Raw genomic sequence first — 24226 nt, forward strand, 5'->3', positions numbered from 1 at the left:
GCTATGCTTTGGTTAAGAAAACTACTTTAACGAACCACAAAATAATAGGTCCAGGCGATTAGCAAGATTTGAAACGGAATACGAAACCACAAATAGTTTGGACCGGCGCCATCAAAAGTAGCCGTCTCGTAATTGATACGCCTTAAGTTTGCCCGAATATTTGTAGGTAATACCAGTAGAAAGAAGACAATTAAAAGGATTCCCGTTATGCGGCTCACCTGCGGGACAAATAGCCCAATTGCAGCCATGAATTCCATTAAACCGGTTCCATAGATCATTTCTTTTTTACATGGAACAAAGTCGGGCAGCATCAACATCATTCCTTTGGTATAAAGTAGGTGTCCCAATGCAGTGAACAACAGCATCACCGCCAATCCAACTTTACCCGCTAAAAGAATATCCATCTCCCCCTTCAACAGCAATAGGATGAGATTGGAAATAATGCAAACGACAATTAAAACAAAAAATGGTTTCATCTTTTTTATAACAAAAATAGGTGCCCTTCCTTTTGTTATCAATGAACATTTGTTAATAAATTTCTTTCCTGATCCGGCTTAACGATTGCGGTCTAATACCAATATAAGAAGCCAGATATTTTAAGGGAATGTTGCGAATTAGTTCGGGTTGCTCACGCACCAAATTGATATACCTGGTTTTTGCCGAATCTTCAAGTAGCGTCAGTTCCCGTTTCATTTTTTTTAGAAAAATGTCCTCAACCGCTTTCCGACCAATTAGGTTCCCAACCGTTGTTGTTTGATATACCGCATGGAGATCCTCAAACGATATCCGCCATAAAATACAATCTGTTATTGCCTCGAGATGATACGATGAAGGCTGCTGCGTCAAGAAGGAATCGTACCCACTTACAAAAGAGTTTTCGAAAGCAAATCCAAAAGTAAAATCATAGTCCAGTTTTGGGATATTGAAACGTACAATTCCTTTTTCAATAAAAGATAAATACTGTTCAGTTTTTCCGATTTCCAAAATCAGTGATTTTTTTGGAAACTCCATCTTAACAAGCTTAGCGGAAAACACTTCCCAGTCCGTATCATTCATGACAACGAGCGATTCAAAATATTCTTTGATCTTGTCCATGATTCTTATTTTTTAAGAGCAAGATAAAAACTTCTGTTCAAATACATCGTAATGATTATTTACTATTTAATCGATTATTTATTTCAATAAACATACGATCTATTTTACCAAAAAATATTAACTTAAATACAGTAAACTTTAATTATGCATATTCTTAACGAAAACGCCCCAGAACGGTGGCCTGCCTTTAGAAAATTAGGTTTTCGATTTTCCTTTATTTTCATTTTGTCCTTTATTCTTGTTTTTAATAACGGTACTTATCCGTTATATGGATATATCAGCATCCCTCTTACTCATTTCATGCAAAGGTTGACTCCCTGGTTTGCAGAAAATATATTGGGCTATTCTTACGACCACAGCATCTTCATCAACGGAAGTGGAGATACCTCCTATGCCTGGGTATCCTTATCGATCCTATTCCTGCTGGCATTAGTTGGGGCGGCTTTATGGTCCATATTGGATCGAAGAAGAGCCAGCTACACAATCCTTTTCTATTGGTTAACTACAGCAATACGTTATTATCTTGCTTTTATGCTTATTCATTATGGAATGATCAAAGTCTTCTATATGCAAATGCCGCCGCCGAGGTTAACACAACTCCTGCAGCCATTGGGCGAGTATTCCCCCATGGGTCTCGCATGGACCTATATCGGTTATTCTCAAGGCTACAATATACTTATTGGTTCAGTAGAAATATTATCGGGCTTATTGCTTTTCAGAAAAACGGTGGTTGCTGGTGCACTAATTACGGTTGCGACCAGTATCAATATTATGGCCGTCAATTATTTTTATGACGTCCCCGTTAAAATGGTCTCTACAGCACTCCTGCTACTTTCCTTATTTCTACTGCTTCCCTACTTGAAAGCATTGTTCGCAATTTTTATTTCAGGAAAACCTGTACAGTTACACCCTATCCAACAACCCCTATTCAACAAAAGCTGGAAAAGAAAAAGTTTGTTTATCGCCAAATTGGTGGTGTTACTGCTCTTTATGGTGCAACAGGGCATGGGCATATTAAGTACAAAAAAAAAGATAGCGGAGTACCAAACGAAGTCACCACTCTATGGAATCTACCGTATTGAACAAGCGGGAACACAAGGCAAATCAATTCCCGAAGATTGGCGACTTATTGTTTTCGAAATTGATAACAACAAGGTCTTAATACGCAACACAGACTATACCCCACAAAGGGAGAGCGTTGTTATTGATGCCCCCGGGAAGAAAATTACCCTAAACAATTATCAATTTGATTATCAGATCAACCCTGACGGAAATATTCTTCTGACAAAAACCTTTGATGACCATACAGCGCACATTAAACTTATTAAACAAGACGTGCAAGCACTTGAATTGATGCGGCGCAATTTCAACTGGATACAAGAATATCCCTATGGCCACTAAATAAAAATCGTAAAAACTCAATAAAACAAATCGTGCACTTAATACATCCTCAGACCAAAATAACTATGTTTAATGCTGCAAACATAACAACATGCGACGACGAGGTAGAGCATCTCGGTTTTTTATATCGAATGCGGAATATCAGGGTACACACCTACCATATGCTGAAAAGCAAAGAGGTTGTGACCCTTATCTTAATACATTCGAGCGGAGGTCGCCGTGAGATTGATCAGGGGCAACATAATATAATGGGTTATCAAATTCATCTAATGTTCCCCGGTCAGTCAAGTTCTTTCTATTTTTTCAAAGAAACCGCTGTTTATCATTTTAGAATTCCCTGGCAAAATTTTGAAAAATTATGTCATGCGCTTTCAATCAACATAAAACTCCTTAAAGATTATCCGATACTTCAGGTCACGCCATATAAATTTGAAACGCTCCGTTATGAATTCGATAAGATCCGTAATGAACTCTATCACTATCAGCCACCATTATCACTCATTTTATCACGTTTGGCAACTAGCTTACTAGAGATTAACCACTCCTTAATCAACCACATCGATAATTTAGCACCATACGCTTATCCAGCCATCCTGAATCGCTTTCTTGAATTAGTAGAACTTCATTATAAACAAGAACACCATGTCGCTTATTACGCAAATTTACTGAATATAACTGCAAAAAGTCTTTGGATGCAAACACAGCAATACATGGAGACTAGCCCCCTCAAACTGATTCATAATCGTTTATTAAAGGAAGCTATGCACCTGCTGATTTTGGGGCCCAATCCAATCAAGACTACCTTGATTGAATTGGGTTTTGAGGACTCCGCTACTTTCTCTCATTTCTTCAAAAAACAGACAAATATGTCACCTTCAGCATATCAAAAGAAACATTTACCACATAAAAAAACATAAAAATGGCTCCTACGTAATATACATGGAGCCAATATTTATTAAGAAAACCGCATTATAACTATCTTTTTTTCAACGTGATATTATCCAAAAATGCATTTCCTTTTCCTACATTGGTAAATCCGATTCGAACAATTTTTTTATTCGGATTAATCTCCTTGCCAGTAACAAAATCAAGCTCCTGTTTTCCACCTTTCTTTTCTAAATCAGGTATTAACGTCTTTAAATTCGACAACTTTCCTGTTACGACAGCGACATCATCGACTTCCACCTGCACTTTGTCTCCTTTACTCCAATAGACAAGTTTGAAGTCTTGTTGGGGATCCAAATAAACATATTGCTCTATTTTTTGACCCGGCGCAAGTACCACCGCTTTACTCCCCTTTTCGCCGCGCCCTTCTTCGATGACCGCTGCTCCTTCCCAAGGCGCAAGGCCAGACTTACCCTCAAAATCTGGATTAGGCAATTCATTACCATCTTTTAAAGGCCAGTTATACGCCCGAATATAATCGACCTCCATATTGACTCCGCCTTCAGATCCATAGGCTCCAAGAAATACGTTCAAAAAGTGGTTGGGTGAATAAATCTGATTTTTATTCGTATATTCTTTGATCAGATCTCCATTGATATAATGTTTAATACTTGTGGGTGTCCACAATACCCCATGTGTTACCCATTGTCCGACATGTTCATACCCCTCTGCAATATGTGTAGCAAGGTTACGTTGAAATACCCCTTTTTGATCAACATGTCCATGTATCACAAACTGAGCCGTAATATATTCGAAAACGTCGATTTCAAAAAGCTGTCCCTTGGGGCGAATGCCTTTAATTCCGTCGACTTCGGATCCTTCTTGAAGATAATAACGAATATCTGGTCCAGGTGAATCAAACCAAAAAGCTGTATTTGTTCCCTTGGGATTCCCCTGTCGGTTACGTCTTACCTTAACTTCAAAGTACCCACCTTTGCTGTTGTCCAATAAATTTTCATTGGACTTCCAATCGTAGGTTTGGATGGATGAAATCTTCTGGTTGCCACCCGCTGTAAAAATCCGTTTGGGAATAGTATCATTGACATACAGATTGATCGCTGATCCATTTAAAGTATAAGCGGGTTGTGGCAAACGATCATGCAACATTTCATCCTTGGATTTTGCATTCAGATAATTCAAGGATGAAAAATAGTTGGTCGTCCATTTATTCCGATTAAGTAATTGATCGTTAAATTCATCCTGCCAATAAACTTCCATACCAACAGGAACTGCTCTTGAACTTGGATTCTTTCGCTCTTCATCGAGTTCAGTATTATCCAGCTGCCATCTCTTGCTCGTATACACTTTTCCATTTGCCAAGGATTTTCCTGTAGCAGATTCTACCCAGATATAATAGGTCGTTTCAGGCTCTACCTGCTGAATATAATAACGTTTGGCACCTTCTGCCAATATCGCATTGGCTGTCTGCGGTTTCTTATTCGTTTTTGCCCAAAAGACTTTCGCTCCGGATATGCTCGGTTGATTATCCTTCATGTCTACACGGATCCAACTCCGGGTACCCAATAGCTGTAATGGTACATTTGAACTTGTCGTTTGAGCCGATAGCCCTAACGCTGACATTACCTGAATACCTGCAAGAAATAGATATTTTTTCACAATTTTCTTATTTTATAAACGAACAAACGATAGTCAATCTGCTTACGAACAGACTATAACCTTACGATAATAACGAGAATTATCAGCATTGGCAACTCTGATCAAAACGCAACCGTTTGTTCAATTTAGCGATTCCGAAAATTGGGACTTAAACAATGGATCAGACAACTCGAATTTTCCGCGCTAACGCGTTCTGCAGCATTGGTAAAGTCAAGAAAAAAGCCGCTTGGAAAATCCAAAACGGCTTGATATATAGCGTAAAAAAAGTTTCCATTCATATTATTCATGCAAAACCAAAATCGCTTTAACTGATCGGTTCAAAACTTCATTCACCGTACTACTTGCAAATAAACGGTAAATCATATTATGGTTGCGTTTGACCAAACACAGAATATCGGTCTGATTGTTTTCAACAAAGTCAATGATCGCATGTGATGGCCGTGTATCATCCTCATCCACATAATTAAAGTTGATATCTACGTTAGGAAGCAACTGACGCATTTTTTTCTCCCCATTACGCACCAGCTTTTCGTCCAAATCCCTTTCTGAGACGTGTAGAATTTCCAACTTCTTGGGGTCTGAAAGTTTTAAAATACGATTGAGCGCTTTGACATCACGAACAGACAATTTTGTTGTTTTATAATCCGTTGCCAATGTAATGACTGGAATAACCGACAGATTACTTTCAGGAGGTACAATCAAGGTCGGAATACGCAATTTTGTCACAGCCATACTCGCATTACTACCGACAATTTCTTTAATGCCTGTCGCCCCGGTAATTCCCATCACCAAAAAAGAAACATCCGTATATTCAACATACTTTGTGACTACATTACGCAGATAACCTACTTCAACAACGGTTCGCACCTTGAGGTCATTGTATTTATTTTCCTGGACCACCTGATCAGTCCATTCTTGCAAAGCAGCACGTTTTCTAGCGTAATAATCTTCTATAAAGATCGCGTTATAAGTACTGTTGTTGATCCCTTCTGTCGGGTGTATGGCATGTACAACAGCAACTTCCATATTCAAACGAGAAGCCAAAGACAAGGCGTAACGCAAAGCATGACTTGCATTGATTGAAAAATCGGAGGCAACAAGAATTTGTTTCATTTTTTAAGTTTTTAATATTTACCTGTCAATAGCCATGTGTACAAATGCAATGGATGACAAAAACATTCAGATAACAATCAACTAAATAAAAAGATGGAAGAATACAAATAGTAATAATGCCAAGCCAATTGACACGGGTAAAGTAAGTACCCAGGCAAGACCGATACTTTTGAGTGTCCCTTTATTCAGATTGCTCTTTCCTCCAGAAGCGACCATTGAACCGGCAATACCACTTGAAAGCACATGCGTTGTACTAACCGGCAAACCCAAGACGGTACTGATACCAATTGTCGAAGCAGCAACAATCTCGCTTGAGGCTCCTTGAGCATAACTCAAATGTTCATTTCCTATTTTTTCACCAATCGTTACTACAATACGTTTCCAACCGATCATTGTCCCAAGACCTAAGGCGATTGAAATAGTTAAGATCACCCAGATCGGTGCAAAGTCCGTAAGATGTTTCAATTCGCCCAACTTACGATTAAGCTCCAATCGATTTTCAGGATTGATATCGATCTGTTTACTGCTCTCTAATGTAGCAATGGATTTAACTAAACCTTCAACCTCTTTTCTGAATTTAAAAGTACCGGCTTTATCCGTTACACTTTTATCCATCAAATGCAACTTGACTTGCTCAATCTCCTGATTGACTTGCACAAACATCGTTCCCTGAGCGACATTACTGGAAGCAATTGTCTGTAACACGATTTCCGTTTGATCGAGCGTTTTAATGACAGCCGCATCTGGTACGGAATGGTTTATTGCAAAACGAGCAGGCAGAAATGCAATTAAGATCAACATAAACAGTCCTACACCTTTTTGTCCATCGTTGCTACCGTGAAAAAAACTGACCAATGTACAGGTCAGTATAAGAATACCGCGTACTAACAAGGGAGGTCTGTCATCTTCTCCCTGTGGGATGTGAAAAAGTGCTTTATAACGGACGACATGCTTTAAAAAGAGCATCAATAACACCGCTAGACCAAAACCAATCAAAGGTGAGAGAATCAAAGAAAGACCAATTTCCTCGGCCTTATGCCAATTGACACCACTGCCTCCATAATACCAGGTGAAGCCTATACCAGCCCCGATAAGGGCACCAATCAAGGTATGTGAACTCGAACAAGGAATACCAAAATACCAAGTCCCCAAATTCCAGATAATAGCAGCTAATAATACAGAAAGGACCAAACAAGCGCCTACCGAAACCGGTAGTGCCATTAAAGTATCTAGAGGCACCAATTTAAGTATTCCCATAGCCACTGCGATCCCACCTGCAAAAACACCTAGAAAATTCCAAAAGCCAGACCAAGGAATGGCTACAATTGGTTTAAGTGCTTTGGTATAAATTACCGTTGCAACAGCATTCGCGGTATCATGAAAGCCATTGACAAATTCAAAGGCCACAACGGCAAATAAACAAAGGGCAAAAACAATAAGAAGTCCAGTACTAAGATCGGTTTCCCCTAAGAGAGGAATCATGTTGCAGAAAATTTGCATATTATTCTTTCATAAGATTTATGGTTGTCCTTGCTGAGTTTTTCTTACTTGCTGAGTTTTCCTTAAGGAAAACTACCGCAGGAACAATCGCTTCATTCAGCTCAAAAATAATTTTCAGATGTTAACTTTTGATAAAGGATATATTACGTTATACAACACGAAAGAAAAACTTAAAACACTGTTAACGAATCTTATTCCATCGCTATTTTATTTCCCACAAACTTTCTTAATTTTCAGGGAGCTAATACGGACTTTATAGGGACCTCATTCGGACTTCATTCGGATGAAAGCGAATAAAGACCGAATAAGTTCCGTAGAAATAACGATTATAAAACGGATCAAAAGTAAATTTGATCGCTAGTTTCTACCCACAAAATATAGCCCCCCATATAAAACCAACTGTGAAGCAAGAGCCGTATAAGACCAACCGTAAAGTAAGAGCTGTATTAGACCTTTTGTAAACTTTTTTCAGGAATGGACATAGTGTATCTGCGAAATGCCAAGCAGAGGATTCGAGAGAATTTTAGTCCGCCATTTACAACGAAAATAGTACGATTTACCGATTCAAATCCACAGTCTACCGAAAAACGCACACTTTTTAGAATTAAACCCATTACTTTAGACAAAAGTAAATTTAACACCGAATTAATTATGCCTAAAACTTATCCATTAGACTGTTCCTTGACGAACTATTCTCCCTTACAGCGGATTACATTTAGTACGCTAACTTTTCTCATCGCCATTTATTGCGTTCTTTTTGCACAGCATACAAAAGCGCAATCTTTAGACTGGTCTACAAAAGATATTGTATTTAAGAGTGAGGGTATTAACCTGGCAGGAACCATACTTCAGCCTCGGCGTGCCCATGCTGCCATTGTCCTCATACATGGTTCTGGACAAGAGAAAAGAATGATGGATTTTGCCTCATATTTAGCCCAAAACGGTGTTGCCGTATTTACTTATGACAAGCGCGGAGTAGGAAAATCTGAGGGGACCTATGCTGGCCCTGAGGTCGGTACCAATAATATCGATTCTGCCAACCTCCACCTGCTCGCTAAAGATGCACAAGCGGCAGTAAAAGTATTCCATCAACAACTAGGGAAAACGAACATTCCTGTAGGGCTACTGGGATTCAGCCAAGCGGGATGGATCATTCCCTTAGCGACTAACCAAAATCCTTTGGTCGACTTTTTTGTATTGTACAGTGGAGCAGTTATCCCTGCCCGTGAGCAGCTCCGCTTCCAGTTCTTTACAAATGGAAAAAAAGATTTTTGGGATAAACATACGGAAGCCGATGCCCGACAACATGTAGCGAATGATCCAGATCGCTATCAGTTTACAAATACCGATCCGATGACATCACTTAAAACGATAACAACTCCAGGACTCTGGCTTTTTGGATCCAAAGATATCCAAATACCTGTAGGCTTATCGATTGAACATATCAATGCACTGAAAGCACAGGGAAAGCTCTTCGAATATTGCTTATTTCCTTTATTGGATCACAATACAAGCCTTTCGGCATCGCGTGAACCAAGTGCTATTGCATTGAATTGGATCAAAAATCAACGTAAAAAAAAGTCATAAAAAATGCCTCCTGACAACGATTCATCTGCATAAAATCAAGCATTAAAAAGGCCTAAGTTTTTTACTTAGGCCTTTTTAATGCTTGATTTGAACTCGCTAGATTAATGCAAATCCGTACGAAGTACTTTACTTTTGTTCAATGCTCGATTGGAATAGATGATATACACGGTGCCAATGATAGTTGGCATAATCCAAACCAGCGTTGAGCCAAGCTGAATCCCAGCAACTAAAAATGCAGTCACCGACGCAATCAATGCGCCCACCATACGGCCCAGGTGACTGACCAGCCAGGCATTTTTCTTTTCTTTGAAACTTTTAAACAGCTGAAAATCCCGAATACTCATAAATGCACCAAAACCACCAAAAAAGACATATAAAACAGAATTTGCCACCTGTTGTACCAATCCAATTAAACCAAGACATAACATACCGACCGATACAAGTAGCATCGTGGCGGAAATCAGTTTGTCTTTCCAATCGGCCTGTTGTTTAATTTTACTGCGTAAAGTCAATGCGCGATTACCAGCTAGAATGAGATAGATGGTAAAGATACCGATCAAAAATAAAAATGTGTTTTCGTGGCCCGGCATCCTCGCAATAACGAGTGAAATTAAAGAACTAATCACCATCGCATAGGAAAATATAATCCCCATTTTCTTGTGCCCTGCTCCCCCCTTTTTTACAGCCACACTTATCAGGCCGGTAATCAATCCTATCCCACCAAAAAATGCGTGAACGTAGATCAATGTCTTAATTGTTTCTTCCATAGTTCTTCTTTAATAATTGTTTATAGCTAATAATGGTATTGAAGCAAAAAGGCTAATGGTTATGCCACATTTAAAATAGATAGACAAAAAACAACACTATAATGCCGTTTGCGACAATTGGCCAAATGTAAAAAATATCCTTTAATTATCTATTTGTTTAAATAAAAATTACTCTTTTTCCTCACGGACGAGAAAATCATAAGAGTACCAGAATTTCAGGTGCCCATGGGAATTAAGGCCTCCTAGACTATAGCTAATGGGATAATCAAAGCTATTCTGTTGCAGTTCAAGTTCATTTTTATAATCAATGACAAGTTTTTTAATTTCATCCAGACCTGTCGCGCGTCTAATAAAACTTGTTTGACGTCCACCGCGCAGATAAACCAATACGTCGGACCCTTTTAATACCGTTTCGTCGGTTTTCGTCAGAAATTGATTGTACAGCAATTTTTCCAATACATTTTTAAGATCACCTCGTGGAAAATCACTTTCTCCCATCATGATTGAGTGTGTACCATAGTTGACTGAGGAAACATAGTAGGGATTATAACCTGTATTTTTTAACTTCCCAAGTGCATCCCTATTAAAAGCCTGTTCATAGTCTTTCAGATCCGCATGGAGACTAAATGTAATATGTTCTCGACGCAACAACAGGCTATTAGCTCTTTTTATCGTGGTGGAATCATGGTGACGGACCAATTTGAGTACACTATCTACGTCAGGGCTATTATTAAGATGGTAACGTATTGCCCTATAATCGAAAAATGCCCCTACCGATGATTGCTTCAAAACAGCCGGTTCCCCCTTGCTTTTCTTCGCGAAAGCTCGCACAGCATCAAATCCAGGAATAATATGAATGGGAGATAAAGTGGGTTGTGTAGAAAAAATTGTGCTTTTGAAAGGTTTATAATAGTTACGAAGGGAAGTTAGTTTTAGTTGCGGTGTGGTATCTTTTAATCCCCAAACTGTCCCCAAATAGAAGTTTTTATTTGTGGTACCATCCACGTAAATCTGGCTAACCGAAAACCCGACGGAACGCCCTTCAAATTGATACCTTTTAGCCATTGTTCCACCACCGACCTCCGTGGAGTCAAAGTCAATATCTTCTTTGTCACAGCTGGACAAAAAACAAATGCTTAGTAACAACAGGAAAAGATATTTCATAATTTAAAAAATTAATCGTCAGCTCTGGTGCAGCACTTCGATCTCATCTACCCGTCGGACAATGGCCTTTAGATTCTTTTCAAATATATACAAAATTCCTAATCCAATATACATAAAAATAAGAATAACAACACGATACAAAGCTAAAGGTATATAATTAACGATCCATTCAGAAGAAACCAACCCGATGATCAAAACCATAATCGGTATCGTTAAACCTAGATAATTGCGATAAACGCAGTATTTGCTCCCTCTAGGCCGATGCCGCAATAAGTATACTGGAATATAAAAAACGAGTGTACCGATCATCCCTAATTTTAATCCGGTCCAAAAAGCATCTGCATCGAGCGGCACAAAATAATAGAACAATGTGAAGTACACGATATAAATTGCACTATGCCAATGCTTGACGAATTGTAAAAAATCAGCAGGAAATTTATTGATCTGTTTACGTTGCAGGTTCAATTCATAGCTAGCGGCAATGTTTCCAAAACCTGCCGCTCCAAAACTGGCATAAGCGAGATCAATGGCTCGATTGAAATATATACCGGCATCTGAAGACATGAGTTCCTCTACCTTACAAGCAAAGTGATCCAGAATTTCAAGTTGAACATCAACATAACGATATCCTTTAGAACGAATAAAATCCATCAGAATACCTAATTCCGCTTTGGTCAATTTCTTTTCTGTCATGATACAATTGGTTTAGTGTTCAAGATAACCTGTAACTTCTCCACAAAGGTCAACGCATCTTTCATTTTACTTACCTGAGCTTTTTTTCCCTTCACTGTCAGGGAGTAATATTTTCTTGCTCTTCCATCGACTACTTCTATTGCTGTATCCAGGAGTCCTTCCGCTTCTAGCTTATGTAATGCAGGGTAGAGCGCTCCCTCAGTCAGAATAAACTCTCCTCCGGTTAAGAGTTTTACTTGTTGAGTCATTTCATAGCCATACATTCTTTTCGTTCCAGACAATAGCTTTAGAATAATCGTTTGTAAAGTGCCTTTTAATAACTTCGTATCTTTCATTCGTTCATCTTAAACAATTAATTAAATATACCTAATTTTCTTATATATACAAAAATATAAGAAAACTATGATACAGCAGCTTGCATTTTAACCGCCGCCATTAGTTATGGCCCTTGCACTGCCTTTTGACTGGACTGCTTCGGCCCTGCTTTTGCAATTAACCAATCAAATTCCTATGAATCGCCTAGTGTTTACCTCGTGAACCAGATAAACATTAGGTCTCAGGTAGGCGTTTACGAGGAACAAGAGTGAACAAAGGCACTGGCAAGAGCAAACAATGGCAACGGCAGGGATACAGGGAAAAAGCCGCTAGAGCTGGGAACTCCAAACGGCTTTGCATTAACAATTATATATAGAATGATATGATTATCCCGCTTTCAGGAGATCAACAATAAGACGATCTCTATTTTCATTCAATGAGGGATAAAATTGATTTAAATCAACCAATATGATCGGCATACCCCTATTTTCGGGTTTATACAAGACATTATCTACCAAGTCCCGACAGAAAACTAACGATTCATTATCCGTGAATACTTCTTTTGACCTTTTGAGGAAACTATCAAAAAAACGTCTTGGATTATTGATGATTTTAAGATGTTCCTGGTTTGGAAAAACCGTACTGGAGAGATCTAGCCTTCGAGAAAATATAACGTCCTTCAATTCCGCATGACCGAAATTTATCAAGGGAGTTTTTAATGGTTTGGCTTTTTTGAGAATAAAAAGATTGGTAGAGTATAAATCTTCTGTAAAAGGAATTCCATAAAACCATGAAGAACTGATCTTTCCTTTAAAAACCACATGAACCAAATTTGTCCCATCGAAAGTTGTTTTGTCAAATGTATTGTAAAGAAAGGAGGACTTTTCAATTTTTAAATTTCCAATAATGGCTTTCGAAAAATCGTTCGCTTCGAATGTACTTTCCATCCAAAGCCCAGATTCCTGAAAAACAACAGACTGAAAGTTACAGTCTATAAAGGTACAGCGAATGAACTTACAATCACGAAACATGGAGTTCATGAAGCTTTTCCCTTTTATCGTACAATCGATAAATGAACAGTTTTTTAAAACTTTGTGATTGAATTCAAAACTTTCAATCTCACTTTGTTGGAATATTTTATTAGTCAGTGCCATGCTAAAAATGATTAATAGGCTAAAATTTCATAGTAGTTGCATTGTAAATGGATTTTTAACGGCCAAAATCTCCATTTATACAATGATGACAACGGGAAAGACAAAACGTCCTAAAGAAATTTTGACTTTTTTTTTTATCCTAGCCTAAAACAGCCAAGAAATATAAGATCTCCTAGCAAACTGACTATAGGACTACGCTAGCCAGCGATTCTTATAACTGGCCAATAGACACAAAAAAGCCGCAAGAACGGGGAGTCCTTTACGGCTTACTACCTATGAAAAACATTCACCTTAAGTATAAGGCACTATCTACTATGACAATTAAAATTAAAATGGCACACATAAACCTACAGCACAATGAATTAGCGAATTAAGATCTTTTCACTCCCTACTTCAAAAAAAACTCCAATCTATGTTCTTGGCATTTCTTGGAACCAAATATAAAGTGCTCGGTCAGAGATTCTCCCCCCCGTTTACAATTCGCCAAAAATGATTTACGATTCGTCTGTTGTACTATTTGAATCGACCGGTTAATCAGCCCTTTACTGCTAAAAGAAAAAAAAGTATATTGGTGAACACAATTAAAACTGTTTATGAAATTGATAAAAAATATTTTGGCGGTGCTCGTACCACTTACCTTATTCAGTGGCACAGCCTTTTCCCAAACCAAAGAGGAGCTTAAAAAAAAATATGAAAACAGCATACCAATTCCTATTATGTATTGGACTCAGCCGTCAATGATTTCCATTCTATTTCCATTGATATTATTGTACAAGATGAAATCCCAGACCACTATTCATTTTACATTTCACCCTTTAATATATCCCTAAACAATATGCCTTTATATTGTGGTATTCAATCTGCCGGTGGCGGTATCAGTGTTAAGACTGGTAAAGAAGAAGATATCAAATTTAATGGCATCTTTTCACGTTGGTTTGAACGAACAAAAAAGGCTTTAAAAACTACAGGATATTATGCCAGTTCAGATGCGGAGGGTGATTTTATCAGTGTCCGCAATACCGTAGGCTGGCACAAAGGTTCTTATCGCATCACACTAAAAAAAGAAGGTTATATCGCAGGCAAAGCCGTTCCAGACACTATTAATCCCAAAGAAACCTATTTCAGCTGGGGCGATTATGAACATTCCTGGGTCACGATGTATGTCGAAGATTTAAGCACTAAAAGAGTGGTCAATGTAGGGTCCCTAGCCTTCCCGGGTAAAAAGATCCAGATGAAAAAACACATCACATCGTTCTTGGAGCAATACAAGTATTTTATTGATTTCGCCCAAAGACAGCGGGACCTCGAAGGGTTGAATGTCATCCGATACGATAAATTGCCTAAAGTAACCGTTGTTCAAAAAAATCTACGCATCAATGGTAAATTGGTCAAGCTTGAAAAAGTGCCGACTTACCATAACCGTACACATAATCCCGAACAAAGTAAAGTAGCCGGTGAAATCCCTATCCTATCCAAGGATAGTTATAATGCTGCAACTGGTGAACTTACACTTGAAACGGGCGTGTTTGTAAAATGGCCGGAGAAAAAAGACGTTAAGTAAAAAGAACCTTTTTAATTAAGTCCAAAACTGACAATAAACGAGTTTTCTTCTTTTGCGATCCTATCTGACTTATTCTTAAAAGGCTCTCCAATGGAAGCGCCATTCTTCGCAACAGCACAAAAAATTGCTCCATATTGAATAACGTATAGCATGGCTTATCCCATTGCGTAAACGACGACAAACCTGATCGGAAAAGACACATGTGGTGAACTCTTGTCAATCAGATAAAGTCGCACACAAAATAACATGTAAGTCAAGTCCAAAAAAGAGTCTTCTCATCATTGTGATGAGAAGACTCTTTAAAAAATTGAAGTCTTGATCCGAAATGTTTGCCGAGCGGCTTACTTAATGACGAACCAAGTTTGACTTTTTGCCGGTATATTGACCTCAAAGATCGCTTCTGAGGCTGCATTTAATGGTATTATGCTGCTGTTCTGATCTTGCTCAACCACTTGTGCATTTCCTGTCAGTCCGGTATAGTATAAGTTGACCTTAATTTTTCGTTTTATCGCTTCGTCCAATGGATTATAGATCATTAGTAATCCTTTTTCTTTCCCCGCCGGATTCACGTGCAAAATAGCATCATAATCCATCCCGTCAGGACGTCTTACATGGATAATATCACTGTCCAAAACTTCGCGGTGTTTCTTGTAAAAATTCACCCATTTGGCCACTACATTTTTTGTTTCTGGGGAGTCATAAAGCTGTGGCCCACGATAACAGGCCTGTACACCTGCGCCAAATAGATTGGCCAAGCGTTGCTCGTAATGCGGTAGGTGATCCTTCAAAGGCTCGATCGTTGCCTCTTTGCCTCCACCTTGATATTCTACCAAAGGAACAAACATCCAGCCCATAGACGGCGCCTTTGCCCAGGTACCATCAAAAATATTCTGTCTTTCCACAATCTCCTGTTGTGCCCTCGGAAGCGACCAGTTCGCCTCACGGTAGCCCATCCCGACTTTGTTTCCGCCATTCAAGAAATACATATCCGGAATATTCAGGTAGATTCCCTTTTCACGGCACCATTTGTAAAAATCAGTGATCCGTTTAAACTGATTCCATTGTGAGTCTTTTTCATTATGATGCCCGGGGTGATCGGTGGAATAGCACCAATCTCCAGGATAAGATCCATCGTGCTCAAATACGCCCAATCCCGAACTTTCATACAGGTTATACAGCTTTTTGAAGTAAGCCTGGCCCCATTCACTCTCAATACAGGGTGAACTTCCAAAGCGAGGATGCATGCCTTCAGGTAGCACAACGTCATTTTTAGCATCAATATGCCGACTAGCCAGGAGCGAATAGCCTCCAAGTTCAATTCCTTTGCTATGCGCATAGTCAGCAAGCTCCTTCATACGCTTGAGATTTTCGGGAGAATCATCTTCGGCATTGAATCCAGACCAAAAGGTCATAATCACCATTTCAAAACCAACTTCCGATGCTTGATCAATTGCCTTTTTTACCGACTCGTTGTCCGAACTCCGTACATGCATCAATATTGGATTTTCAGTTGCCCATGGCGCCATGGAGCGCAGCATTTTTCGATATCCAAGGCTCTTACGTTCGCGTTCCCAGCTATCGTTCAACAGCTCCCAAACCCGATAGCTTGCAAATTCTCCACCGGCAGCAACCTGTTGTTCAGGTCCCATTTTAGGTGCAACTTCCAACAGACAGGGTGTCTCCCGGTCGTAGTGGACCTGTGTCGTATATAGCGGGTCTTTTTTCCACTCCAGACTCGAGGAATAAACGATTTCATCGCTCATACCGCCAAATGTATAATCTGTTTCCACCGTGATATTAGGGTATAACCAACGGCTTCTATGATCTACCGAACTTTCGGGCTCAAATACAGCCAATTGCTCACTCTTAAAGCTATTAACCACAATTTCCCGGTCCGACTGATTCTGCACGGTAATCCACTTACTAAAGATCGGCATGTCATCATAAAGATCATAATGAACCTGTACCGTAATGTTTTTCATATAAGCAAGTTTACTGGATAGATCGCCTGCAAATTGGGATGGAAAATCACCGTATGCCCAAAAACCTTCTATTTTGGAGCGCCCTTCCTTTGTCGAAGCCTTACCATCCTTATTCCCGCCGTTTGGATCCATTTTTCCTACACGAACCAGTTGTATCTTGTCACCCGACTTTAGTGGAAGATGACCAACAGTACGCCATTGCTGTCCGTCCAAAGAGGCTTGTGCCAATAATTCTTTATCGGCTATTTCATATCTAAACCATAGCTGATCTACTTTACCAACTTCGAAAGTTCCGTTATCGCGTTTGCCATCAAAAAAAACAACCTTGCCTTCGCTTGCTCTCCAATAAAGTCTGGGATTACTATTCGTTAGGCTTAGTCCAAAACCCAATCCCCAATCGTTGGATTGATCAGTACCTTTATTCATCTTGGCTACGAGTACCTTTACCTCTTGAGGAACTGTTCTTTCAGCGAACACAGCAGCATTTTCAAGTGCCATAATTTCGCCCACTTTTCCTTCATTGACAAAGGAATTACGCTCATGTGATTTTGAAACCATCAACTTCCATCCGGAATCTAGATGCTGAAATTTATCTTCCAACAGCAATGCCCTGTTTTGGTCACTTTTATTCTTTGCGGCAAGCGCATCGATCACCTGCTGATCCAATGTATAGGTAAATGTCAGCTCTTTGCCCGGGACAGGCCAAGGCATATCTTTAGGCATCCAGTTTGGTCTCTTTTTCCAACCAAAACGGGGTTTTGTATCTTCAATTTTATAGTCATGGAATTTAAAAGCCATGGGGTTTGCCTTTAAACTCGGGATCCATTCTTTCAGTAAATAATTATGTACTTTCTGTCCTTCCAATCCGCCGACATCAAAGGTAAACCCATCGATTGTTACGCTGGCTTCAGGTCGAATCGACCGTAGAAATGCTGTATTTCCAGTCAATTCATCCAAACCAATACTGGCTACATTTGGAAAAGTCGTAAATGTACGGCTGACCAAACCATTGGAAAAGACCAAATGACCTTCTTTCGTCTTGAAAAGTCCTGCTTTCGCCTGGGGAGTTCCTATTAGCCAGTCTCCAGACAGGCTGTTGCTTTCTTTGCTAAATAGCGGCAGCTGCTGACTATAGCTCTGCTTTGCCTGGCCCAACAAGCCCAATAGACACAGGATATAGAGTTGTTTTTTAAAGTAATTCATCTTTTTATTTTGCCAAAACATTTACTGATGCGACTTTCAGATACTTGCTTAAAACTTTGATTTTATTTGCTTTCAACACTTTTACTGAGCCCCCCATTCTTTATTCTGTTCTTTACCCATAAATAGCACCAAGGTTCCGCCTCGCATAATTTCATTGTGATCTATAAAACAGTTATTATAAGAGATGCCATTAAGTTCAGCCTTTTGGATGTAGCGATTTTCAGGCGAGTTATTTTCTGTTTTGATTACAAACTGTGTCCGAGGATAATATTTGGGATCAAGTTTAAAGGTGATCGTATCAAACACAGGACTTGTAATCTCATAGCGTGTGTCACCCGGACAAATAGGGTGTAATCCAGATGCCGCCAATACATACCATGCTGACATTTGCCCCACATCTTCATTACCTATCAGACCATAAACTGAATTATGATAGGCACGTGAACAAATTTCACGCGTCCATTTTTGCGTGAGCCATGGCGCTCCTAAACGATTAAACAAAAAGGGTGCATGGTGTACCGGTTCATTGGCATGGTTATAATAATTATTCCACATCATATCTTGCGGAGCGAGTTCAAAAAAACTATTGAGATCCGCGATGGTTTTTTGCTTACCACCCAAAAGGCCTGCAAGTCCATCCACATCATGAGGGACAAACCATCCCTGCTGATAAGGGTTGCTCTCAACACAGCCATAATTTTGGGTTAAGCGGCCCGTTTCTGGCCATTTACTCCATGTACCATCCTGTTCTTTCGGTCGAAACCAGCCGACTGTGGGATCAAATAGGTTTCTATAACTTTGCGCACGATGAGCATTTAAATCCACATCAGCCGTTTTATTTAATCGTTTTGCTAATTGAGACAGGCACCATTCTGTATAAGCGTATTCCAATGTCGTTGAAATTTCTCCTGTAGTTCCCTTTTCTCCATTTCCAAATTTTTCAACAGTCTGTCGCGCATATTTATAAGCTTTTTCTACATCAAAGTTGGATATCCCTTTCATATAGGCGTCCGTAATAACTGATACGGCAGGGTTTCCGATCATACAGCCACTATACGCATTCAAAAATTCCCAACGTTCTAAATAATCCTGTTTACTTTCTTCGGCCAATGTCACCAAAGAATTGATCATATCATTTACGATAGTCGGATTAATAATCGTTTGCAAAGGAAACTGACTTCGAAAAACATCCCAGCCGCTAAATACTGTTCGCTTGGTAAAATCTTTCGTTTGGTGAATATGTCCGTCACCGCCAACGTATTTTCCATCTACATCCGAGAAATCTCGCGGATCGATCATCGAATGATACAAAGCTGTGTAAAAAACAGTTTTCTCGTCTTCTGTCCCACCGTGAACCTCGATTTTCCCTAATGCATCATCCCATCGTTTCTGCATTTGCTTCAATACATTGTTAAAGTTCCAATCTTTGATTTCTGTTTCAAGGTTATTTTTGGCTCCCTCCATACTGACAAATGAAATTCCAGCTTTCATTAAGACCTGCTCATTTGCTTGTGTAGGGAATTCGGTATAAAACCCCAAATGTTTACCTTCCATAATGCCGATATTTTTTGTGACGACAGATTTGGAAACCATCTCTTGATAACTGGCACTTGTGACATCTTCCAATTTCCGTTTTTGCCCCTCTGGAAGGGCACAACTCCATACTCCTGTATCGGTAAAAGGCTTACTAAATTGGGCATAAAAATAGACCGTATAATTTGCCTTCCCATCACCATTTCCCCAACCTCCACCTTCGGGCGTGCACTTCATCCATCCTTGGATGGTATGGTTGTCCACCACTTTCACATATTGTTCCGTAGATGTACCACCTACTCGCCGCGCTAAGTCGATCTGAATCCGCGACTTTTTATGTTTGGGAAAAGTAAACCGAAGCATACCGCTATGCGGCGTAGCGGTCATTTCAGCTTTTATATGATAATCTGAAAGCACCACTTCATAATAACCGGCACCTGCTTTCTCATCTTTTTTGGAAAAACGAGAGCGGTAGCCTTTTTCCGGATGTTCGGCACTGCCTGCCGAAGTTTTCAGCTCTCCTGTGGTCGGCATGACTAAAAAATTACCTAGATCACCGTACCAGCCTATACCACTCATTTGTGTAAAGGCAAATCCTTCGATGGAGGTATGCTCGTAGTTGTATCCAGAACCATTATCTCCACCAGTGATCGTGTTGGGGCTAACCTGTGTTAAGCCAAATGGAGTTGCTGCCCCTGGAAAAGTTTTACCGAAACCATGCCCACCGGTTTCGGCTTTTTCACCACTGGTAACCGCACCGATAAACGGATTGACGTATTTAGATTGCGAATAGCAATTAAAATAGATAAAAAATAGAACAACACTAAATTGAATACGGGATATCATAAAAAATGGTTTAGATTACTTTGTCAAGTCTACGGAATCCGATAAGATACAGACAATTGGTTATGTTCGACCAAAAGTTTGCCAAAGACTATAAAACTGGAACAATATAATCAATCTCATTCTTTTTGTCTTCCCAAATCAAATTTCCTTAAAATCTCAAATACCCGTTCTTTACGCAATAACCACATGCCTAACTTTTCTTCGGCAACACCATCCAAAAGTCGGTACGTAAAGACAATCCCCTCCTGTTCATCCAACTGAACCTCTAAATATTTCATCGCAATACCATCTTTATACAGTATGGGGCAAATTTCTGTAATATGTGAGGACAATAAGAATACACTGTTCTTATATCCTTTCAAACAGTTAACTAATTCCTGGGTTGCTTCACTAGCATCACTATGGTTTGTCCCCTTGAATAGCTCATCCATGAGAATAAACATTTGCTTACCGGATGCCAGTAACTCCGCCAAATGTTTAACCCGTAATACTTCGTTAAAAAAGTGACTTGCACCTGCATTTATATTATCACCTAAATTTATGGTCGCCGATATTCCATCAAAAAGCACTGTTTTCATCGCATCTGCTGGAACCGGAAAACCAAGATGTGCCAGATAAACACAGCTTCCAATTGTCTTCAACAAGGTAGATTTTCCTGTCATATTTGCTCCAGTCAAATACCAAAGGTTATTTTCTTTATTGATTTCGACATCATTTTTAATGGCATCTTCGATAAATAAATTATAAGCTCCACGTATGGTGATCATATCCTCTCCCCCTGTCTTTTCCTCAATCTGAGGAAATACAAGATTCTTTCCTTTGATACTTTTTGCTACACTGAACAAGGCATCCAAATGATACAAAACATCGAAAATCTCACGTATTGCATTTCGTTTTATATTTCTAAAAAGATAATCGTATTTAATCATCAGCTCTTTAGAAAATTTGTTATTCAGCAACTGTATAAATTCATCCCGATCGATATCTTCCAAAACATAATCTATGTGTTTACTATACTCTTTGAGAATAGCTAAAGTATGACCTTCTGATTTTACATATTCTAATAAAATAGCAAGACCATCCGTAATCTTTGCTATTTCGTGAATAGATCGCTTTACAAGTATCTCGCGTTTTTTAAAATCCAAAGACAAAAAATTCGTTGACACCATTTCCAGGTAATAAGTAGTCCGAGAAGGTGAATAGGGTTCCTGTGGCAGAGACAAATATTGCTCAAGATCCTGCATCATATACTTATCCAATAGATCCGAAATCTCAACTTTTTGCATAAAAAGAATTAAATGCTGTCTGCTTTCTATTTCCAATTTAGAGGAAAGAGGTTTAAGAAAATAACTATACAACATGTCCCGCCCACCTACGGTAACTGTACAATCGAAAAAATCAATCATATCCTTATACCTGCTATTGGTAACATTTAAATCTGCTAAAGTCTGTTTGTCAACGATGGACATAATTTATTTACTGTGGCTCTTTCCCTAAACTTACTCAAAGTCATTATAATTAGCAACACTGTAGCAGAATCGTTATACAGCGAAATAAATTTTCATAATCATGAGATTACTAGCGATTATTCTAGAATATTAAAACTGAAATATATACCTAATGAGTCAATCAGGCAAGATATAGGTTCTTAAGCATTTAAATTTAGTTGAACATATCCAAGGAAATAACGGAAGGGTAAAAAACAAAAAAAACACCCGAAAGCATGGGGTACTCCGGGTGTTTTAGCCATATTATTAACCTATTTTATGAAAAGTGCCCTTGAATGGGCAACACTAAAATAGAAAATAACTTTGTATAAACAAAATAAAATCAAAAAAAATCATTTTTTCTAAATCACTAAACCGGTTAAACATGGAAATTTAGCAGCGCGGCTAAAGTATTTCAAGGTCCTTTTTTGTTTGGGCACAAGTTAAAATCTAATTGATATTATCTTAATATATTGCAGGGGTATAACAAAGGGTTAGCAGGGGTATATCCCCTACTAATCCCTTGTTACCCCCCTATAAAAGTAGTGTTATTCCTTTCTTAATTTTGAATCTGAGGAGAACTTGATGCAGGCCTTCGCTATCATTGTGAGATTTTGTTTAATTTTAAATCGATCAAGTAACTGTTAGCTATGACCGAGCGTGAAATTCTGAGACAACATATCGACAAAACCGTCCAGTTAAACGACGAACAATTCGACTACTTCTTTTCTTTTTTTAAACCGATCTCCTTTAAAAAGAAACAAATGATTATCCGTCAAGGAGACCTTGTGGAACAAGAGTATTTTGTGCTAAATGGATGTTTAAAGACCTATTTCACCAACGATGAACAAAAGATGCATATCTTACAGTTCGCAACAAAAACCTGGTGGGCTTCCGATTATAATGCATTGCATAACCAAGGCCCAGCTACGGTCAATTTAGATTGTGTCAGCGATGCAGACACTCTTTGCTTATCGAACGAAGACCGTGAAAAAGTATGTAAGGAAATTCACGAAGTTGAAACCTTTTTTAGATGGCGTTCCAATAAAGGATATATTGGGCTGCAAAAAAGAATAATGTCACTGCTGAACAACGATGCTCGAAGCCGCTACGAGGAACTCATGCAGCAATATCCCGAACTCTATAATCTCATTCCCAAACATTTGATTGCAGCATATCTGGGTGTTTCCCGCGAAACACTGAGCAGGCTATACCAAGCCAAATAATGTGATCTATATCACAAAAGCAAAACCATTCGCTAAATTGTGATGTATATCACATAGGGCTCTGGCAATTTATCCCCTACTTTGTACTATCGTTTTAAACATATAATTTTTTAACAGACTTGGTTATTTAATATGAAAAAAGACAAATTAAAAGTATTGGTTGTATTGACATCACATGACCAATTGGGAGATACGGGAGAAAAAACAGGTTTTTGGATTGAGGAATTTGCAGCACCTTACTATGTTTTACAAGATGCAGGAGTGGACGTCACAATCGCATCGCCTAAAGGTGGTCAGCCACCGATAGACCCTAAAAGTGCACTCCCGGATTTTCAAACCGAAGCAACCAAACGTTTTGATGCCGATAAGGAACTTCAAACAAAATTGGCAAATAGCATTCCTTTGGATCATATCAATGAGCAGGATTATGATGCTGTTTTCTATCCTGGGGGCCATGGACCTTTGTGGGATTTAACCAACGATAAGACATCCATTGCATTGATCGAATCATTTTGGGCCCACAACAAACCTGTCGCTGCCGTATGCCATGCCCCAGCTGTATTTCGCTATGTCAAGGATAGTAATGGTCAGCCACTAGTCAAAGGCAAAAAAGTTGCCGGATTTTCAAATAGCGAGGAAGAAGCGGTTCAACTAACGGATGTTGTTCCCTTTTTAGTGGAAGATGAACTCGTAAAATTGGGTGGTCAGTACAGCAAAGGGGAAGATTGGCATAGTTATGTAGTCAAAGATGGTCATCTCATTACCGGGCAAAACCCTGGGTCTTCGGAAGAAACTGCTAAAGCTTTGTTTACTCTATTGAGCAAGATATAATAAACAATTAGCTAAAAATCAACAAGGTTATTTCCTTGAAAGGAAATAACCTTGTTGATTTTTATATAGGTAGCAGCAAAGTACAAACTGGCTTTGGCCGATTTATATTTTTTGTGAGCAATATATAAAACCGTAATTTTTCCAATAGTGGAATGGACATCCTATAAGATTTTGGCATAAAAAAAGCACCGGAGTTTTCCGGTGCT

General features: G+C 39.0%; 20 protein-coding genes. 6 read left to right on the forward strand and 14 right to left on the reverse strand.

The features are described from left to right. Positions 1-26: 26 nt before the first annotated feature. Both K2F45_RS18725 and K2F45_RS18730 read right to left on the reverse strand, forming a co-directional pair. Positions 27-476, reverse strand: coding sequence for a DoxX family protein (locus tag K2F45_RS18725; protein WP_075993500.1), 450 nt, complete (start codon positions 474-476; stop codon positions 27-29). Positions 477-528: 52 nt separating this feature from the next. Further along, a complete protein-coding gene (locus K2F45_RS18730) occupies positions 529-1095 on the reverse strand; it encodes a Crp/Fnr family transcriptional regulator (RefSeq protein ID WP_075993501.1) in 567 nt (188 codons plus the stop codon). A gap of 300 nt (positions 1096-1395) precedes the next feature. On the opposite strand from K2F45_RS18730, the gene K2F45_RS18735 reads away from it, so the two are divergent. Both K2F45_RS18735 and K2F45_RS18740 read left to right on the forward strand, forming a co-directional pair. Further along, on the forward strand, positions 1396-2496 hold the full coding sequence (locus K2F45_RS18735; protein ID WP_248932040.1) for a hypothetical protein: 1101 nt from the start codon (positions 1396-1398) through the stop codon (positions 2494-2496). 161 nt (positions 2497-2657) lie between these two features. Then, the gene (locus K2F45_RS18740; RefSeq protein WP_248932041.1) at positions 2658-3413 is read left to right on the forward strand and encodes a helix-turn-helix domain-containing protein; all 756 of its coding nucleotides are present in this window, start codon (positions 2658-2660) and stop codon (positions 3411-3413) included. A 58-nt stretch (positions 3414-3471) separates the two neighbouring features. On the opposite strand, the gene K2F45_RS18745 is transcribed toward K2F45_RS18740, so the two are convergent. The 3 genes from K2F45_RS18745 to K2F45_RS18755 all read right to left on the reverse strand — a co-directional run bounded on the left by K2F45_RS18745 (position 3472) and on the right by K2F45_RS18755 (position 7653). Beyond that, positions 3472-5058 carry a glycoside hydrolase family 16 protein gene (locus K2F45_RS18745; RefSeq protein ID WP_248932042.1) on the reverse strand — a complete coding sequence of 529 codons (1587 nt, stop codon included), beginning with the start codon at positions 5056-5058 and terminating at the stop codon, positions 3472-3474. A 279-nt stretch (positions 5059-5337) separates the two neighbouring features. Then, on the reverse strand, positions 5338-6171 hold the full coding sequence (locus K2F45_RS18750) for a universal stress protein (protein WP_145327879.1): 834 nt from the start codon (positions 6169-6171) through the stop codon (positions 5338-5340). Between the two features lie 81 nt (positions 6172-6252). Then, a complete protein-coding gene (locus tag K2F45_RS18755; RefSeq protein ID WP_088162299.1) occupies positions 6253-7653 on the reverse strand; it encodes an inorganic phosphate transporter in 1401 nt (466 codons plus the stop codon). Between the two features lie 492 nt (positions 7654-8145). Between K2F45_RS18755 and K2F45_RS18760 the strand changes: the two genes are divergently transcribed. Continuing rightward, entirely contained in the window at positions 8146-9258 is a 1113-nt protein-coding gene (locus K2F45_RS18760; protein WP_248932043.1) for an alpha/beta hydrolase family protein, read from the forward strand. A gap of 101 nt (positions 9259-9359) precedes the next feature. Here the strand turns inward: K2F45_RS18760 and K2F45_RS18765 are convergent, their stop codons facing one another. The 5 genes from K2F45_RS18765 to K2F45_RS18785 form a co-directional block, all read right to left on the reverse strand. Continuing rightward, positions 9360-10025, reverse strand: coding sequence for a DUF2306 domain-containing protein (locus K2F45_RS18765; RefSeq protein WP_075993507.1), 666 nt, complete (start codon positions 10023-10025; stop codon positions 9360-9362). Positions 10026-10193: 168 nt separating this feature from the next. Next, positions 10194-11189 carry a hypothetical protein gene (locus K2F45_RS18770; RefSeq protein ID WP_248932044.1) on the reverse strand — a complete coding sequence of 332 codons (996 nt, stop codon included), beginning with the start codon at positions 11187-11189 and terminating at the stop codon, positions 10194-10196. A gap of 18 nt (positions 11190-11207) precedes the next feature. Beyond that, complete coding sequence (locus tag K2F45_RS18775) at positions 11208-11882, reverse strand: hypothetical protein (RefSeq protein WP_075993509.1); 675 nt, start codon at positions 11880-11882, stop codon at positions 11208-11210. Beyond that, positions 11879-12217: a PadR family transcriptional regulator gene (locus K2F45_RS18780; RefSeq protein WP_075993510.1), complete on the reverse strand. Its 339-nt coding sequence runs from the start codon at positions 12215-12217 to the stop codon at positions 11879-11881. The genes K2F45_RS18775 and K2F45_RS18780 overlap by 4 nt, the downstream gene beginning before the upstream one ends. Before the next feature lie 366 nt (positions 12218-12583). Continuing rightward, positions 12584-13351 (reverse strand): pentapeptide repeat-containing protein, encoded by a 768-nt coding sequence (locus K2F45_RS18785; protein ID WP_075993511.1) that lies wholly within the window; start codon positions 13349-13351, stop codon positions 12584-12586. Positions 13352-14186: 835 nt separating this feature from the next. On the opposite strand from K2F45_RS18785, the gene K2F45_RS18790 reads away from it, so the two are divergent. Then, the gene (locus tag K2F45_RS18790; protein ID WP_248932045.1) at positions 14187-14912 is read left to right on the forward strand and encodes a hypothetical protein; all 726 of its coding nucleotides are present in this window, start codon (positions 14187-14189) and stop codon (positions 14910-14912) included. 11 nt (positions 14913-14923) lie between these two features. On the opposite strand, the gene K2F45_RS18795 is transcribed toward K2F45_RS18790, so the two are convergent. The 4 genes from K2F45_RS18795 to K2F45_RS18810 form a co-directional block, all read right to left on the reverse strand. Continuing rightward, positions 14924-15064 (reverse strand): hypothetical protein, encoded by a 141-nt coding sequence (locus K2F45_RS18795; protein WP_157626145.1) that lies wholly within the window; start codon positions 15062-15064, stop codon positions 14924-14926. 189 nt (positions 15065-15253) lie between these two features. Continuing rightward, positions 15254-18097 carry a hypothetical protein gene (locus tag K2F45_RS18800; protein WP_157626146.1) on the reverse strand — a complete coding sequence of 948 codons (2844 nt, stop codon included), beginning with the start codon at positions 18095-18097 and terminating at the stop codon, positions 15254-15256. A gap of 81 nt (positions 18098-18178) precedes the next feature. After that, positions 18179-20476, reverse strand: coding sequence for a GH92 family glycosyl hydrolase (locus K2F45_RS18805; RefSeq protein ID WP_075993516.1), 2298 nt, complete (start codon positions 20474-20476; stop codon positions 18179-18181). Between the two features lie 116 nt (positions 20477-20592). Next, positions 20593-21945, reverse strand: coding sequence for a MutS-related protein (locus K2F45_RS18810; RefSeq protein WP_075993517.1), 1353 nt, complete (start codon positions 21943-21945; stop codon positions 20593-20595). Positions 21946-22613: 668 nt separating this feature from the next. On the opposite strand from K2F45_RS18810, the gene K2F45_RS18815 reads away from it, so the two are divergent. Continuing rightward, positions 22614-23189 (forward strand): Crp/Fnr family transcriptional regulator, encoded by a 576-nt coding sequence (locus K2F45_RS18815; RefSeq protein ID WP_075993518.1) that lies wholly within the window; start codon positions 22614-22616, stop codon positions 23187-23189. A 132-nt stretch (positions 23190-23321) separates the two neighbouring features. Beyond that, a complete protein-coding gene (locus K2F45_RS18820; RefSeq protein WP_075993519.1) occupies positions 23322-24020 on the forward strand; it encodes a type 1 glutamine amidotransferase domain-containing protein in 699 nt (232 codons plus the stop codon). Positions 24021-24226 lie beyond the last annotated feature (206 nt).

Origin of the sequence: Sphingobacterium siyangense (genome assembly GCF_023277505.1) — a bacterium.
GTDB classification, from domain to species: Bacteria; Bacteroidota; Bacteroidia; order Sphingobacteriales; family Sphingobacteriaceae; genus Sphingobacterium; species Sphingobacterium siyangense.